General features: G+C 62.6%; 12 protein-coding genes and 1 tRNA gene. 5 read left to right on the top strand and 8 right to left on the bottom strand.

Features of this window, described 5'->3' with window-relative positions:
- Positions 1 to 37: 37 nt before the first annotated feature.
- From ACI3KW_RS13275 to ACI3KW_RS13265, 3 genes are all read right to left on the bottom strand, one after another.
- Positions 38 to 796: an invasion associated locus B family protein gene (locus ACI3KW_RS13275; protein WP_404848462.1), complete on the bottom strand. Its 759-nt coding sequence runs from the start codon at positions 794 to 796 to the stop codon at positions 38 to 40.
- A 145-nt stretch (positions 797 to 941) separates the two neighbouring features.
- On the bottom strand, positions 942 to 4430 hold the full coding sequence (gene mfd / locus ACI3KW_RS13270) for a transcription-repair coupling factor (protein ID WP_404848461.1): 3489 nt from the start codon (positions 4428 to 4430) through the stop codon (positions 942 to 944).
- Positions 4427 to 4705 carry a succinate dehydrogenase assembly factor 2 gene (locus ACI3KW_RS13265; RefSeq protein ID WP_404848460.1) on the bottom strand — a complete coding sequence of 93 codons (279 nt, stop codon included), beginning with the start codon at positions 4703 to 4705 and terminating at the stop codon, positions 4427 to 4429. Before ACI3KW_RS13265 ends, mfd begins: the two co-directional genes overlap by 4 nt.
- A 141-nt stretch (positions 4706 to 4846) precedes the next feature.
- On the opposite strand from ACI3KW_RS13265, the gene recG reads away from it, so the two are divergent.
- On the top strand, positions 4847 to 6955 hold the full coding sequence (recG, locus tag ACI3KW_RS13260) for an ATP-dependent DNA helicase RecG (RefSeq protein WP_404848459.1): 2109 nt from the start codon (positions 4847 to 4849) through the stop codon (positions 6953 to 6955).
- A 3-nt stretch (positions 6956 to 6958) separates the two neighbouring features.
- Here recG and glmS read toward each other — a convergent pair whose 3' ends face one another.
- The gene (gene glmS / locus ACI3KW_RS13255; RefSeq protein ID WP_404848458.1) at positions 6959 to 8785 is read right to left on the bottom strand and encodes a glutamine--fructose-6-phosphate transaminase (isomerizing); all 1827 of its coding nucleotides are present in this window, start codon (positions 8783 to 8785) and stop codon (positions 6959 to 6961) included.
- A gap of 4 nt (positions 8786 to 8789) precedes the next feature.
- Positions 8790 to 10139 carry a bifunctional UDP-N-acetylglucosamine diphosphorylase/glucosamine-1-phosphate N-acetyltransferase GlmU gene (gene glmU, locus ACI3KW_RS13250; protein ID WP_404848457.1) on the bottom strand — a complete coding sequence of 450 codons (1350 nt, stop codon included), beginning with the start codon at positions 10137 to 10139 and terminating at the stop codon, positions 8790 to 8792.
- Positions 10140 to 10279: 140 nt separating this feature from the next.
- Between glmU and ACI3KW_RS13245 the strand changes: the two genes are divergently transcribed.
- From ACI3KW_RS13245 to ACI3KW_RS13235, 3 genes are all read left to right on the top strand, one after another.
- Complete coding sequence (locus ACI3KW_RS13245; protein WP_404848456.1) at positions 10280 to 11059, top strand: hypothetical protein; 780 nt, start codon at positions 10280 to 10282, stop codon at positions 11057 to 11059.
- Positions 11060 to 11146: 87 nt separating this feature from the next.
- A tRNA-Lys gene (locus ACI3KW_RS13240) sits at positions 11147 to 11221 on the top strand.
- Between the two features lie 30 nt (positions 11222 to 11251).
- Entirely contained in the window at positions 11252 to 11779 is a 528-nt protein-coding gene (locus ACI3KW_RS13235; RefSeq protein WP_404848455.1) for a hypothetical protein, read from the top strand.
- A gap of 2 nt (positions 11780 to 11781) precedes the next feature.
- Here the strand turns inward: ACI3KW_RS13235 and map are convergent, their stop codons facing one another.
- From map to tgt, 3 genes are read right to left on the bottom strand one after another with little or no spacing between them, the layout of a single operon-like run.
- Entirely contained in the window at positions 11782 to 12537 is a 756-nt protein-coding gene (gene map, locus ACI3KW_RS13230; RefSeq protein WP_404848454.1) for a type I methionyl aminopeptidase, read from the bottom strand.
- Positions 12538 to 12541: 4 nt separating this feature from the next.
- Positions 12542 to 14182 (bottom strand): glucose-6-phosphate isomerase, encoded by a 1641-nt coding sequence (gene pgi, locus ACI3KW_RS13225; protein ID WP_404848453.1) that lies wholly within the window; start codon positions 14180 to 14182, stop codon positions 12542 to 12544.
- Between the two features lie 24 nt (positions 14183 to 14206).
- On the bottom strand, positions 14207 to 15334 hold the full coding sequence (gene tgt / locus ACI3KW_RS13220; protein ID WP_404848452.1) for a tRNA guanosine(34) transglycosylase Tgt: 1128 nt from the start codon (positions 15332 to 15334) through the stop codon (positions 14207 to 14209).
- Between the two features lie 145 nt (positions 15335 to 15479).
- On the opposite strand from tgt, the gene ACI3KW_RS13215 reads away from it, so the two are divergent.
- A complete protein-coding gene (locus ACI3KW_RS13215) occupies positions 15480 to 15929 on the top strand; it encodes a hypothetical protein (RefSeq protein ID WP_113120729.1) in 450 nt (149 codons plus the stop codon).
- The last annotated feature ends 25 nt before the right edge of the window (positions 15930 to 15954 follow it).

Genomic DNA, 15954 nt, shown 5'->3' with positions numbered 1-15954 from the left:
TTCCCGCGCCCTTTAAATTCTATTTCGCTTTGGCGCTTTACGGCGTGGCTGGGGCCGGAGCGGCGCCTTCTGCCGGCGGGGTCGCCCCTTCGGCCGGAGCAGTCTCGCCATTGAGCTGCTTGCGCAGTTCTTCGGCGCGATCCTGCAACACCTGCTCAAGAGCATTGGAGCCGCTGGTTTCCTGACGGAACTGGTCGAAGGTCAGCGCAGCGTCGCCATCATAGGTCGAGGTGAAACCGGCCAGGTTGATCTCGATGGTGAGATCTTCGTTCTGACGGTTCTTGGCGGTCAGCTTGAGCGTGCCGCCCTTCTTGAGCGAGTTCACATACTGCTCGTTGATCACCAGCTGGGTGGCGCACGAGGTGGGGTCGCACAGCATGTAGGGCACACGGATCGGCTTGGCGCCGTCGATCTGCCAGGTCAGGCCGAACGGCAGCAGCACGCCGAGCGGAACGGCGGCAACGGCGAGCAGGCGGCTTTCCTGGCCCGGATCGTCGCGCAGCAGGAACGAGCCGAGGAACTGGCCATTGGCCAGCACGACCTGGCGCATGATGCAGGCCTTCTGCCCATCGGGCAGCGGATCGCAAACCTTGAGCCAGTTCTGGCTCGCTACACCAGGAGGCGTCGCGGCGGGAGCGGCAGCACCATCGGCCGGGGGCGTCCCGGTAGCCGGAGCCGCGGGAGCCTCAGCGGCAGGGGCAGCTGGCGGTGTGGTTTCCTGGGCAAAAGCCGACAACGGGGACAGCATCAGCGCGGCCGCCGCAAAACCGGCGACGAGGGGTTTCCTGAACTTCATAGAATATCCTTGGCTTCCTTGGCGGTCCCGGCGACGTTCTGTCACCATTAAAATTGAACTGCCCTTCAAGTGCTGAAATCGGGCAATAACATGACCGATTGTCATTGCCAAAGCATTATGGCCGCCCCTCATAACAAGGACTTGATCAAGCCGCATTTTCGGCCAGTTTCGCCATACGCGACAATATTGCCGCGGCGCCCTTGAGCCGGGCATCGGGCGTGGGCCAATTGCGGGCGAATACCAGCTTCTGATCGGGCTTGATGCGGACCTGGTTGGCCGGGTCCGAAACCAGCCGGACCAGCGCAGCAGGGTTGGGAAATTCGTTGTTGCGCAGGGTGATAACCGCGCCCTTGGGGCCGGCATCGACCTTCTCGACATTGGCCTGGCGGCACAAAGCCTTGACCAGGATAACCTTGAGCAGTGCCTCGACTTCTTCCGGCAAGGGCCCGAAGCGGTCGATCAATTCAGCGCCAGCAGCGTCGATGTCGCGAATATCGGTTAGATCGCCCAGGCGCCGGTAGAGCTGCATGCGCAATTGCAGGTCTGGCACATAATGCTCGGGAATCATCACGGGCATGCCCAGCGAAATCTGCGGGCTCCACTCGTTCTTGTCCTCGTAATCCTCGTCGCCATTCTTGAGATTGGCGACCGCCTCCTCCAGCATGGCCTGATACAGCTCGTAGCCAACCTCGCGGATATGGCCCGATTGCTCGTCACCGAGCAGGTTCCCTGCCCCGCGAATATCCAGATCGTGGCTGGCCAGCTGGAACCCGGCACCCAGGCTTTCAAGCGATTGCAGCACACCCAGCCGCCGCTCGGCCGTATCGGTCAACTTTTTGTCAGCCGGCACGGTGAACAGCGCATAGGCGCGCGCCTTGGCCCGCCCGATTCGACCACGGATCTGATACAGCTGCGCCAGCCCGAAGTGATCGGCGCGGTGCACGATCAGCGTATTGGCATTGGGAATGTCGAGCCCCGACTCCACGATGGTGGTGGCGACCAGCACATCGAACTTGTTGTCGTAAAAGGCATTCATGATGTCATCGAGCTCGCCGGGCGGCATTTGCCCATTGGCGACCACGAAGCTGACTTCGGGCACCTGCGCCTTGAGGAATTCGGCGATCTCGTGCTGGTCCTTGATGCGCGGCACGACATAAAAGCTCTGCCCGCCGCGATATTTCTCGCGCAACAACGCCTCGCGGATCGACAGCGGATCGAAGGGCGAAATGAAGGTGCGGATGGCCAGGCGATCGACCGGCGGGGTCGCCAGCAGCGACAGGTCACGCACCCCGGTCAGCGCCATCTGCAAGGTGCGCGGAATCGGGGTTGCGGTCAGCGTCAGGACGTGGACATTGGCCTTGAGCTCCTTGAGGCGCTCCTTGTGGCCCACGCCGAAATGCTGCTCTTCGTCGATGATCAGTAGGCCCAAATCCCTGAATTTTATGGTCTTGCTGAGCAAAGCATGCGTGCCCACCACGATATCGACCTGGCCATTATCGAGGCCTTCCTTGGTGGCCTTGAGTTCGGCCGCGCTGACCATGCGCGAGGCATGGCGCACCCGCACCGGTAGGCCGGCAAAGCGCTCGGAGAAGGTCTTGAAATGCTGGCGCGCCAGCAGCGTCGTCGGCACGACAACGGCCACTTGCTTGCCCGAAAGGGCCACGGCAAAGGCCGCGCGCAGGGCCACTTCGGTCTTGCCGAAGCCGACGTCGCCGCAGACCAGCCGGTCCATGACGCGGCCCGAGGTCACGTCATCGAACACCGCCTCGATGGCGGCCATCTGGTCTTCGGTTTCCTCATAGGGGAAGCGCGCGGCGAATTCGTCATAGGCGCCGGGATTGATCTCGACCACATCGGCGCGCGTAAGCAGCCGCGCCGCCGCGATCTTGATGAGCTGTTCCGCCATTTCGCGGATGCGCTTTTTGAGCCGGCCCTTCTTGGCCTGCCAGGCAACGCCGCCCAGCTTGTCAAGCGTGGCATTAGCGTCTTCGGCGCCATAGCGGGTCAGCAGCTCGATATTTTCGACCGGCAGATAGAGCTTGGTGTCGCCAGCATATTGCAGCTCGACGCATTCATGCGGCGCCCCACCCGCCTCGATCACCTTGAGGCCGAGGAAGCGACCGATACCGTGATCGACGTGCACCACCAGATCGCCAGCGTTAAGGCTTGCCGCCTCGGTTAGCGCATCGCTGGCCTTTTTCTTGCGCTGTGGCCGCAGGATGCGTTCGCCCAGAATGTCCTGCTCGGAGAGCAGCAGCATGTCTTTGGTTTCGAACCCGGTTTCGAGCGGCAGCACAACCAGCGAGGTCGTCGCGGCGCTGGTGGTCTCGGCATCGCGCCAGTTTTCCGCCAGGCGCGGATTGGTCAGACCGTGATCCTTGAGTACCTGCACCATGCGGTCGCGGGTGCCCGTGCTCCAGCAGGCGACGACAGCGCGGCGGCCATTGCGGCGCTCGGCCAGCAGGCGGTCAACAACGGACTGGAACAGATTGGTGTCAGTGGCCTGCCGCTCCGCGGCGAAACTGGGCGCAATATGCCCGCCGGCATCGTCTGATGTCTTGGTGCCGGGCGCGAGGAACTGGCTGAGCTGGATGACCGAAGCGCCGGCCAGCGCATAGGGGTGCTGATCGACGGCATAAAGCAGCTCGGGCCTGACCGGCTTATAGGGCGCCCCTGCCCCGGCAACCACGGGCAGGAGCCGCGCCGCCTCGCGGGCTTCGTAATAGTCGCGCACCTGCGTCACGCGGTCAGCATAGGCCTCGGCGGCCTGCTCATCGAACACGAAGGGCGCGTCGCCAACATAGTCGGCAAGCGTATCGAGATGTTCGTAGAAGAAGGGCAGCCAGTGCTCGGTGCCGGAATAGCGCGAACCGCCGCTGACCGAGGCATAAAGCGTGTCATCGACCGTGTTGCCGCCAAAGCTTGCCGTATAATTCTGGCGGAAGCGGCGGATGGTTTCCTCGTTGAGCACGACTTCGCTCATCGGCGTCAGATCGACGCGCTTCAACGTGCCCGTGGTGCGCTGGCTATCCGGATCGAAACTGCGGATCGATTCGAGTTGGCTACCGAAGAAATCGAAGCGCAACGGTGCTTCGGCGCTGGCCGGAAACAGATCGACCAGCCCGCCGCGCACCGCATATTCGCCCGATTCCCGCACGGTCGGCACGCGCAAATAGCCATTCTTGGCCGCCCAGCCGATCAGCTTCTCGCTTTCGACAATGCGACCGGAGACAGCCGAAAACGACATGGTTTCCACCACATCGCGCGGCGGCACCTTCTGGATCAGCGCATTGACTGCGGTCAGCACGATGGCGCCCTTGGCCGCGCCCGAAGTCAGCGCCGCCAGCGTGTTCATCCGCGCCGCAATGGTGACATTGTTGGGCGACACCCGATCATAGGGCAGGCAATCCCAGGCCGGCAGCGTCAGAATGGTGTGGCCGGGCAGCATGGCGGTGATGATATCGGCCATGCGCTGCAGCCGCCGCCCGTCGCGCGCCACAAAGACAATGCTTGCCGCATCGTCCGGCGCGGCTGCCAGCCGCTGTTCCACCAGGCGCAGCAGCACCATGGGCTGCATGCCATCGGGCACATTGGAGATGGTACGCGTAGGCCGCTGCGGCACGACTTCGTTCATTTGGACACGCGCGCCTTGTGCTCCGCGATCACCCGGTCGAGCAGCGCGATATCAACATTTTCGGGCGGCACTTCCTGCCCCATGACCCATTTGAGCAGATGGGGATCTTCCTCCTCCATCAAAGCCTCAAGCCGATCTAGCTCAGCAGCCTCCATGTCCTCGGTGTGCTCGTCGGCAAATGGCCCCAGCACGAGGTCCATTTCCCGCGTACCGCGGTGCCATGCCCGATAGCGGATTTTCTTGCGGCGCATAGCAATGTCTTCACCGGCTGCCATTTGATGCGCCATGATTCCGAACTTCCCGATTTGTTCCCCTCTGTTTACGCGGAATGAGCCGGCTTGTCAGCCATCAATGCCGTGGGGTGACGGGCTTGCCGCCGAACGCTAGTTTCGGTCGGGAAAGAGGCAAATCGAATCGTGTCACGCCCCGAAAGCCTATCGCCGCTGTTCCGCTCGCTGCACTCCATCAAGGGCGTCGGCGACAAGCTGGCTGCGCTGCTGACACGATTTTTCGGCGCGCCCGAGGGCCAGGAAGCCATTGCCCTCGATATCCTGATGCATATGCCCAGCGGCGTCGTGGACCGGCGCCGTCAGGTCGGCATTGCCGAGGCCTATCTCAACCAGATCGTGACGCTGCGCCTGCATGTCGACCGTCACCAGCCGCCGCCGCGGGGCAAGCTGCATGTGCCCCACCGGGTGTTCGCCCATGACGATACCGGCGATATCCAGCTGGTGTTTTTTCGCGCCCAGGGCGGCTGGGTGGAAAAGGCGCTGCCCATTGGCGAAGAGCGCTTCGTCTCCGGGCAGATCGGCTTTTTCAACGGCGAAAAGCAGATCACCCACCCCGATTATGTGGTGGAACCGGCCCAGTTCGCCACGCTCCCACTGGTCGAACCGGTCTATCCGCTGACGCAGGGGCTGAGTTCCAAGGCGCTGGGCAAGCTGGTGCGGCAGGTCGTGGACAGCGTGCCGGAACTGCCCGAGTGGATCGACGCGGAAACGCTAGCGAAGAATAAATGGCCTAGTTTTGTCGAGGCGATGCGCTCGGTGCATCTGCCCGAGCAACCGTCCGAGGCCGAACTTTGGGGGCCGGCCCGCATGCGGCTGGCCTATGACGAATATTTTGCGGGCCAGCTCACCCTGCAACTGGTGCGTTCGACCATGACCGCCGCACGCGGCATTGCCCGTGTTTTCACCGGCGAGATCACCGAGCGAGTGACTCATGCCCTGCCCTTCTCGCTGACCGAGGGACAGCAACAGGCGGTGGTCGAAATCCGCGCCGACCTCGCCTCGCCCGATCGTATGTCGCGGCTGCTGCAGGGCGATGTCGGCTCAGGCAAGACTGTGGTCGCGCTCATGGCCATGGCGGCCGTGGCGGAGGGCGGCGCACAGTCCACACTGATGGCGCCCACCGAAATTCTCGCCACCCAGCATTTCAAGACCCTCAAGCCGCTCTGCGACATGGCGGGGCTCGGCTGCGAATTGCTGACCGGCAAGATGCCTGCCGCCGAACGCCGCGCCATCCTCGGGCGCATTGCCAGCGGCGAAACCACCATCGTCGTGGGCACGCATGCGCTGTTCCAGAGCGGCGTCGAGTTTCATAATCTGGGGCTGACGGTCGTGGATGAGCAGCACCGCTTCGGCGTGCATCAACGCCTCGCGCTCTCCGACAAGGGCCGCCACACCGACCTGCTGGTGATGACCGCCACGCCGATTCCCCGCACTCTGGTGCTCACCCATTTCGGCGACATGGCGGTCAGCGTGTTGCGGGAAAAGCCGCGCGGACGCCAGCCCATCGACACTGCCGTGCTATCCATTGGCGACTATGGCCGCGTCATCGCCCGCCTCCAGGCGCGCCTCGCCGAAGGTGCCCAGGCCTTCTGGGTCTGCCCGCTGGTCGAGGAAAGCGAGCATCTCGACGTTGTCTCGGCCGAGGACCGCTTTGCCGAATTGCAAAAGGTGTTTGGCGATCAGGTCGCGCTGGTGCATGGCCGCATGAGCGCCGCCGCCAAGCAGGAGGTCATGCAGCGCTTTTCAGCTAATGAATTGAAGCTGTTAGTCGCCACCACGGTCATCGAAGTGGGCGTCGACGTGCCCAATGCCTCGATCATGATCATCGAACATGCCGAGCGCTTCGGCCTGGCGCAACTCCATCAGCTGCGCGGCCGCGTCGGGCGCGGCTCGGTGCGCTCGGCATGCCTGCTGCTCTACAAGGAGCCGCTCAGCGAAACCGCCAAAGCCCGCCTCGACACGATCAAATCCACCGAAGACGGCTTCGAAATCGCCGAACGCGACCTGGAACTCCGCGGCCAGGGCGACGTGCTGGGCACGCGCCAATCCGGCATGCCCGGCTACCGCCTCGCGGTGGCGGACGTTCACCGCCACCTCATCGACTACGCCCATGACGACGCCAAGGCGCTACTGGCCCGCAATCCCGGCCTGACGGGTGCAGAAGGCGATGCGGCGCGGACGGCGCTTTACCTGTTCCGCAGGGACCTCGCGATCCCGCTCATCCGCGCCGGCTAAGCCCTATTCCACCGTCACCGATTTCGCCAAATTCCTCGGCTGGTCCACGTCCGTGCCCATGAACACTGCCGTGTGGTAGGCGAGCAATTGCACGGGGATTGTCGCCAGGATTGGGGCGACGAAGCTATGCACATGCGGGATCAGGATGATATCCGCCACGCCGTGCCCGACATGCTCGGCGCCTTCGGCATCGGTGATCAGGATGATCTTGCCGCCACGGGCGGAGACTTCCTGCATGTTGGAGAGGGTCTTGTCGACCAGCTCGTCCGAGGGGGCGACGACGATCACCGGCATGGCTTCGTCGACCAGTGCAATCGGGCCGTGCTTGAGTTCACCTGCCGCATAACCTTCGGCGTGGATATAGCTGATTTCCTTGAGCTTCAGTGCGCCTTCCATGGCGATAGGGAACATCGGGCCGCGGCCGAGATAGAGCACGTCCTTAGCCTTGGACAGGCGCTTGGCGATGTCCATGATCTGGCTCTCGGCGCCCAAGGCTGCCGATACGGCTGCCGGCAGCTCGACGAGCGAGCGCACCAGTTCAGTTTCCTTCTCGACGCTCAGCACGCCACGGGCCCTGCCGGCCGCGACGGCGAGGCTGGCCAGGGCGGTGAGTTGCGCGGTCAGCGCCTTGGTCGAGGCGACGCCAATTTCGGGGCCGCACAGGATAGGGAAGACCACGCCGGATTCGCGGGCAATGGTGGATTCGAGCGTATTGACCAGGCTGGCCACATGCTGCCCCTGCCCCGCGCAATACCGCAAGGCAGCCAGCGTGTCGGCGGTTTCGCCGGATTGCGAGATGAACAGCGACAGCCCGCCCTTTTCCAGCGGCGGTTCGCGATAGCGGAATTCGGACGCCACATCGATGTCCACCGGCAGGCGCGCATAGCGCTCGAACCAGTATTTGGCTACGGCACCGGCGAAATAGGCCGTGCCGCAGGCGCTGATGGTCAGCCGGGTCAGGTCGGAAAAATCGAAGGGCAGTGTTTCGCGGATGGCGACCCGCTCGGCACCCATATCCACATAATGGCTGAGCGTGTGCGAGATGGTTTCGGGCTGCTCGTAGATTTCCTTGGCCATGAAATGGCGGTGATTGCCCTTGTCGACCATCAAAGCCGAGGTCTGGGAAATCTGCTGCTCGCGCTGCACGATGGCGTCGAGGCCATCGCGGATGGTGACGCCGGTGGGCGTGATCACGGCCCAGTCGCCATCTTCGAGATAGGTCAGGCGCGAGGTGAAGGGGGCCAGCGCCATGGCGTCGGAGCCCAGATACATTTCCGTCGTGCCATAGCCGATGGCCAGCGGCGCGCCGTGGCGAGCGGCGATGAGCAGGCTTTCCTCGCCCTTGAACAGGAAGGCCAGCGCGAAGGCGCCCTTGAGCTTTTTGAGGGTACGGGCGACCGCCAGTTCGGGATCAGCGCCATTGGCCAATTCGCGGCTGACCCACAGCGCGACGGATTCGGTATCGGTCTGCGTCTTGGGCAGGTAGCCGTCCTTGGCGAGATCGGCCAGCATTTCGCGGAAGTTTTCGATGATGCCGTTATGAACCACGGCCACGCGCTCGGTGGCGTGCGGGTGGGCATTCAGCTCGGTCGGCGCGCCGTGGGTGGCCCAGCGGGTGTGGCCGATGCCGATCCGCCCGTCGAGCGGCTCGAAGGCCAGCTTTTGCGCCAGATTGCCTAGCTTGCCTTCGGCCCGGCGGCGACTGATGGCGCCATGTTCGAGCGTGGCGACGCCGGCGCTGTCATAGCCGCGATATTCGAGGCGCTTCAGCGCATCGACGAGACGACCGGCGACCGGCTCGCTGCCGACGATACCAACAATGCCGCACATGGTCTTATCCCTTCTTCGACTGCTTCTTGGCCGCAGCCTTGGCGAAAATCTCTTTGGCACGGCCAGGCTTTACCGCCTGCCGCGCCCGGCCCAGCGCCAGGGCGTCAGCCTCGACATCCTCGGTGATCACGCTGCCGCTGGCGACCAGTGCTCCATCACCAATCGTCACCGGCGCGACCAAGGACGAATTGGAGCCGATAAAGGCATTGTCGCCGATAATGGTCTGATACTTGTTGTAGCCATCATAGTTCACGGTGATGACACCAGCGCCGATATTTACCTCAGCGCCGATCGTCGCGTCACCGATGTAGCTCAAATGGCTGATCTTGGCGCCCCTGCCGATCTTGGCCTTCTTGACCTCGACGAAATTGCCGACCTTTACATCCTCGCCCAGATCGGCTTCCGGCCGCAGCCGGGCAAAGGGGCCAACCGAGGCTTTGCGGCCGATATGGGCGCCTTCGATATGGCTGAAAGCATGGATCACCGCACCCTGCTCGATCACGACGCCAGGGCCGAACACCACATTGGGTTCGATGGTCACGTCGCTGGCAATTTCGGTGTCATAGGAAAACCAGACGCTTTTGGGGTCCTTGAGAGTCACGCCGGCCTTCATGAAGTCAGCGCGGCGGAGGTCCTGGAAAGTCGCCTCGGCAATCGACAGCTTGGTCCGGTCATCAACGCCGATGACCTCGTCAGCGTCGGCTACAACATAATCGACACGCTTGCCGTCGCCCTGGGCGAGCTCGACCGCGTCGGTCAGATAGTATTCGCCTTTAGCATTGCTGTTGCCGATCCGATCAATCACCGAGCGCAGCGCATCGGCGCGGAAACCCATAATGCCGGAATTGCATAGATCGATCAGCCGCTCTGCTTCGCTTGCATCCCGGTGTTCGCGGATGGCGCGTACGCGGTCGCCCTCGGTGAGCAAGCGGCCATAGCCCGTCGGATCGTTCGGCCGGAAACCAACCACAACGATGTCCGCTCCGCCATCAAGGCGCCGCACGATCTCGCCCATCGTGGCCGCCGTTACAAGGGGCGTGTCGGCATAAAGCACAATGACATTCCCCGCTGCTGCCTCGTAAGCCGCCTTGGCCTGCCGTACGGCGTGACCGGTGCCGAGACGTTCGACCTGGCGGGCGATCGTTGCCGTGGGAGCAATGGCGGCAACCGTGTTTTCAACCGCCTCATGGTTCGGCCCGACGACAACAGCGATCTGTCCCTGCATCGTTTTGGACGTCCGCAGAACATGGCCGATCACAGATAGACCACCCACTGCGTGCAAAACCTTGGGCGTTGTCGATCGCATGCGGGTGCCTTCGCCCGCGGCAAGAATGATCGACAGCAATTCAGTCATGAAACGTTCTCCGAGGCACGATCTTCTCGTCGCCGATTTTCACAAATTTATGGCACGCAAGAGTTGGCGAACCGATAACAGGGGCGGCATTGTAATATTCGACGCAAGACTTGATTCGACTGCGTCGCGGGGTGGCGGCATTGGCTAACGCATCGGAACAATTCCGGCAATCGGATGTCACCACTTGGGGACTTGTGGCGCTGATGATTGGTGGCGTCGCCGTGTTCAGCGCCAATGTGTCGGCAATCATCCCGCCCAGCCTGCTGGCAGGCCTGCACAAGACTCGCATTGAGGGCGCTTCGGTCGAGCAATTGCGCAGCGATGTGGCTCAATTGCGCAGCGAAACCCTGCGCCTCACAACTGAAAACGCCACCCTGCTGACCCGGTTTTCTCTACAGGAGCAATCGGGCGGCGAGGTAACGCGCCGCGTTGGCGCGCTCGAAGTCAGCATTCCCCGTCTGCTCGAGGCCGTCCCCGATAGCGCCAATATCGACCGCAGCACGCTGACTTCGTCCATTGGCGATGGCGAAGCCGTGGTCTTGCCGGCCGAGGGCGGCTCGGTCAAAGTCAGTCAACAGCCCATGCCCCAAGCCTTGCCGCCCGTCGAACAGGCCCTGCCCGACCCGATCGAAACCGCTGGCATCGATAGCCAGCCGGCCATAGCCTTTGGCATTGCGCTGGGCGCGGAAATCGCCGCTGGTGACGCAAACCTGGCCTGGAACGACATTTCCAGCAAGGTCGGCCCGCTCCTCCTCGGCCTCGCACCGCGTCTGGCGGATCAATTGGACAGCGACGAAAAGCGCCTTATCGTCGGCCCGATAGCCGATATTTCCGCGGCCCGGGCGCTGTGCACCAGGCTGGAAACCGTATCGATTTCATGCACGCCGATGCCATTTACCGGCTCACCTCTCCCCAACTGAGGCAGCAAGTGGCGCAATTGCGGTTGACAGTGGAAGTTGTCTGGCTATGTTCCGCCGCAGCGCCGATGGCGTTGGCCGTTTCGGTCTGTGCCGGTAGCTCAGTGGTAGAGCATTCGACTTTTAATCGAATGGTCGAGGGTTCGACCCCCTCCCGGCATACCATCTCCCCTCTTCATCATCTGGATCGTGCCCGTGTCGCAAGGTAGTCTCGATCTACTCAAGGTGCTGGCCGTGACCGCGCTGACCTTCGCGGTCGGCACGCTGGTGATGCTCTATGTTATCCTGCTGCTGGCGCAATATGGCGCCAACCTGCCGATGGTCGGCTCGCTGCCGCTGCGCGCGCCGCCCGAGATCGTACCGCTGCTGGCCGACAATCGCCTGTTCACGACCTTGGCTGCCGTCCATGTCACCGCGACCGGGCTGGCCTTGCTCATCACCAGCAACACCATCGACATGGCGCTGCTGATCGTCTCCAAGGCCGTAACGGTGGTGATCACTGCGCTATTGGGCTTTGTCGGCGGCCACATGGCCTATCTGCAGCTCACCGAAGGCACGGCCTTCGCGCTGTCGCCACTGACGCCGGTCCTGATCGTGCTGGCCGGCTTCTGGGTGCTGTCCACCCTGCTCAGCGTGCCCACCCTGCGCCAATTGGGCAATTTGCGCTTTCTGATCGCCATCGCACTGGTGCTGCTCGGGCCGATGGTGCTGGTAGCGCTTTAGGCCTAAGCCGCCAGCGTCACCACCACAGCACCGCGCGGCGTCGCCACAACGGTATGCTCATATTGCACGCAGGGCGCCGATGGCGTGCTGACCAGCGTCCATTCGTCATCGTCCGACTTCTGATCGGCCATCTTGCCGCCCAGCGACAGGAAGGGCTCGATGGTGAAGACCAGGCCATTGGTCATGCGGCGGCGTTCGGTCTTGTCGGGCCAGGTGGCGATCTCGCCGGGCTCGTCGTGCAGGCTGTCGCCAACGCCATGGCTGGCGAGATTGCGGATCAGCGTATAGCCGCCCTTCTTGGCGAATTTGCCGATAGCGTCGCCGATATCAGCCAGCGGCGCGCCGGCTTTGACGGCGCGGATACCGGTCCACATGGCCTTTTTGCCGTCGCGGCACAGCGCGTCGAGTCGTTTGTCGCCAATGCCCAGCACAAAGGACGCTCCGGTATCGGCGAAGACGCCGTCTTTTTCGGCTGAGACGTCGATATTGACCAGATCGCCTTCGCGCAGCACCCGATCGCCGGGAATGCCGTGGGCGATTTCCTCGTTGACCGAAATGCAGGTGGCGCCGGGGAAATCATAGGTGATCATCGGTGCCGAGCGCGCACCATGCTCGGCCAGCAGCTTTGCGCCGAATTCGTCGAGCTCAGCCGTGGTCATGCCCGGACGCATGGCCGCAGCCATGGCGTCGCGGGTGATGGCGCAGATGCGGCCGATGGCCTTGAGCCGTTCAAGCTGTTCTTCGGTGGTGATCGTCAAGCGTCTAGCCCTTGTTGGCGAGATAATAGGCTAGCAGGCCCCGGGTGGAGCTGTCATGCCCCTCCCCGCTTTCCTTGCCTTCGACCTTGGGCAGCAGCGCCTTGGCCAATTGCTTGCCCAGTTCCACGCCCCATTGATCATAGGAATTGACGTTCCAGATGACGCCCTGGGTGAACACCTTGTGCTCGTAAAGCGCCACCAGCGAACCCAGCGTCTCCGGCGTAAGCTGCTGATAGAACAGGGTATTGGACGGGCGATTGCCGGGGAATACCTTGTGCGGAGCCAGTTCCTTGATCGCGGCCTTGTCGAGACCCTGCGCTTTGAGTTCGGCGACGACCTCTTCCTCGGTCTTGCCCAGCATCAGCGCTTCGGACTGGGCCAGAACATTGGCAACCAGCTTGTCGTGATGCGGCGGCAGCGATTCATGCGGCCGGGCGGCGATCAGAAAATCGGCCGGAATGACGTCTGTGCCCTGATGGATCAGCTGGTAGAAAGCGTGCTGCCCATTGGTGCCCGGCTCGCCCCAGACGATGGGGCCGGTGGACCAGGCGACGGGCTTGCCAGCCAGCGTCACCGACTTGCCATTCGATTCCATATCCTGCTGCTGCAGATAGGCGGCAAAGCGGCTCAGACGCTGGTCATAGGGCAACACGGCATGGGTCGAAAAACCCCAGACATTGCGATACCAGACGCCCAGCAGGCCCATGATCACCGGCAGGTTTTCCTCCAGCGGCGTGCTGAGGAAGTGCCGGTCCATGGCGTCGGCGCCTTTGAGGAAGGCGGCGAAATTGTCGTAGCCGACGGCCAGGGCAATCGGCAGGCCAATGGCCGACCAGACCGAATAGCGGCCGCCGACCCAGTCCCAGAAACCGAAAATGCGGTCTTCGCGAATGCCGAATTTCTGGCAAGCAGGGATATTGGTCGAGACGGCGGCGAAGTGGTCGGCCACCGCGGCATCACCCAGCGCATCGGCGATCCATTTGCGGGCCGAACCCGCATTGGTCATCGTCTCGTCGGTGGTAAAAGTCTTTGAGGCAACGATAAACAGCGTCTTCTTGGGGTCGAGGCGCTTGAGAATATCGTGGATATGGGCGCCATCGACATTGGACACGTAATGGGCGCGCAGGTCGGCGCGGGTATAGGGCTCGAGCGCCAGCGTCACCATGGCAGGCCCGAGGTCGGAGCCGCCGATACCGATATTGACGATATCGGTGAACTGCTCGCCGGTCTGGCCGCGGATTTCGCCATTGCGCACTGCGTTGGTGAAGCTTTCGACATGGGCCAGCACGGCGCGGATGTCGGGCATCACATCCTTGCCGTCCACCGGCACCGGATGATCGCCCTGATAGCGCAAGGCCATATGCATCACCGCGCGATCCTCGGTGATGTTGATATGTTCGCCTTCGCACATCTCGTCGCGGCGTTCTTCCACCCCGGCAGCGCGGGCCAGGTCGAACAAAGCGGCCATGACGTCTTCATCGATGCGGTTCTTGGAATAGTCCAGCAGGATGCCCGCGCCGGCAGCCGAATAGCGCTTGAACCGGTTGGGATCGACCGCGAATTGCACGCGCATGGGCTGGTCAGCCAGGCGCTTCTTGAGCTTGCCAAGGGCTTCGAAGCCCGCCTTGCGCCCGGATTTCGCCATGACGTTGAACCCTTTTTCTGAACGTTAAAGAACCGGCAGATCGCCAGCGGCCCATGCCGCCCGCATTTCCGCCGCAAAATCGGTAAACCGGCCAGCCTCGATTGCCCCCCGGCAGCCCTGAACCAGCTCTTGATAATAGTGCAGGTTGATCTGGGAAAGGACCATCGCGCCCAAAATCTCTTCAGTCTTAACAAGGTGATGGAGATAGGCGCGCGAAAAGCGGCGGCAATTTGGATTGGGCGAGGCCTCGTCGATCGGACGATGATCATCCTTATGCCGGGCGTTTTTCAGATTGATGACGCCGAAGCGGGTATAGACGTGGCCGTGGCGACCGGCCCGTGTGGGGTGGACGCAATCGAACATGTCGATGCCCCGGCCAATGGCGCCAAGAATGTCGTCAGGCTTGCCGACGCCCATGAGGTAGCGCGGGCGATCCGTCGGCAGTTCGGGCGTGATGTCTTCAAGCACGCGGAACATGACGTCCTGCGGCTCGCCCACAGCCAGGCCCCCCACGGCATAACCGTCAAAGCCGATGGATTTGAGCCCCTGTGCCGAACGGGCGCGCAGCTCGGCGTCGTCGCCGCCCTGCACGATGCCGAACAGGGCGCGATTGAGCTGGTTGTTGAACGCGGTCTTGGAGCGATCGGCCCAGCGGAGTGAGAGCTCCATGGCGCGCTCGATTTCCTTGCGCTCAGCGGGCAGCGCAATGCACTCGTCGAGCTGCATGATGATGTCGCTATCGAGCAGGGTCTGGATTTCGATGGAACGCTCTGGCGTCAGCTCGTGGGAGGAGCCGTCGATATGCGATTTGAACGTGACGCCGCGCTCGGTCAGCTTGCGCAATTGGGCCAGCGACATGACCTGGAAGCCGCCGCTATCGGTGAGGATCGGACGCTCCCAATCCATGAACGTGTGCAGACCACCCAGCGAAGCGACGCGCTCGGCGCCGGGGCGCAGCATCAGGTGATAGGTATTGCCCAGCAGGATATCGGCGCCGGTGGCGCGGACCTGTTCGGGATACATGGCCTTGACGGTGCCGGCCGTACCCACCGGCATGAAGGCGGGGGTCTGGATATCGCCGCGCGGCATGTCGATACGGCCGCGCCGGGCCAAGCCGTCGGTGGCGGAAAGGGTGAAAGTGACTTGTTTCATGGGCGCAGGTTCTAGACAATTGCCGGGCGCGCGACAATGCATCTCGATCAGGCAGAAAAAACTGCGGATTCGCAAATTTCTGCCAAAGGTTTGATGGCGCGGTGGCGTCTAACGATTATGTCCAACTCGATTTCCCGGTGACCTGATGATCCGACTACCTGTTCTCGCTGCAACTCTGGCCCTGCTTGCCGGCCCCGCCTTTGCCCAGGATACCGGCCCGCTGGGCGACAAGGTCGGGCAATTCGTCGGCTCCGGCGAAGGCGAGCTGAGCGCCGAAATCACGCATTTGCAGAACGACGTCTACGCCATCTCGATAACTACAACCGTGCCGATGGAAAATGACATCCCTGGTTGCGGCGGTGGCATCAACGGCGAAATGATCATGGATGAGACAGGCGGCAATTTCTTCGTCGAGAACGAGGATTACGAAGCCAATTCGACCAGCCCGCTGACCAATGAGCGCTATTGCGAAATCGGCGTCAATTTCGACGAAGACGGCTTCCTCAACCTCGAGGAACGCAGCGGCTGCATCTCCTACCACGGCGCATCCTGCGGCTTTTCCGGCCAGTTGATCAGCGTGAATGCGATAAACTAGGCTCATGCCAGAGGCCGGGCGTCTG

Origin of the sequence: Devosia sp. ZW T5_3, from assembly GCF_044987315.1 — a bacterium.
Lineage (GTDB): Bacteria > Pseudomonadota > Alphaproteobacteria > Rhizobiales > Devosiaceae > Devosia.
The sequence above is the reverse complement of the archived record's forward strand: the minus strand, read 5'-3'. Positions and strand labels throughout refer to the sequence as shown.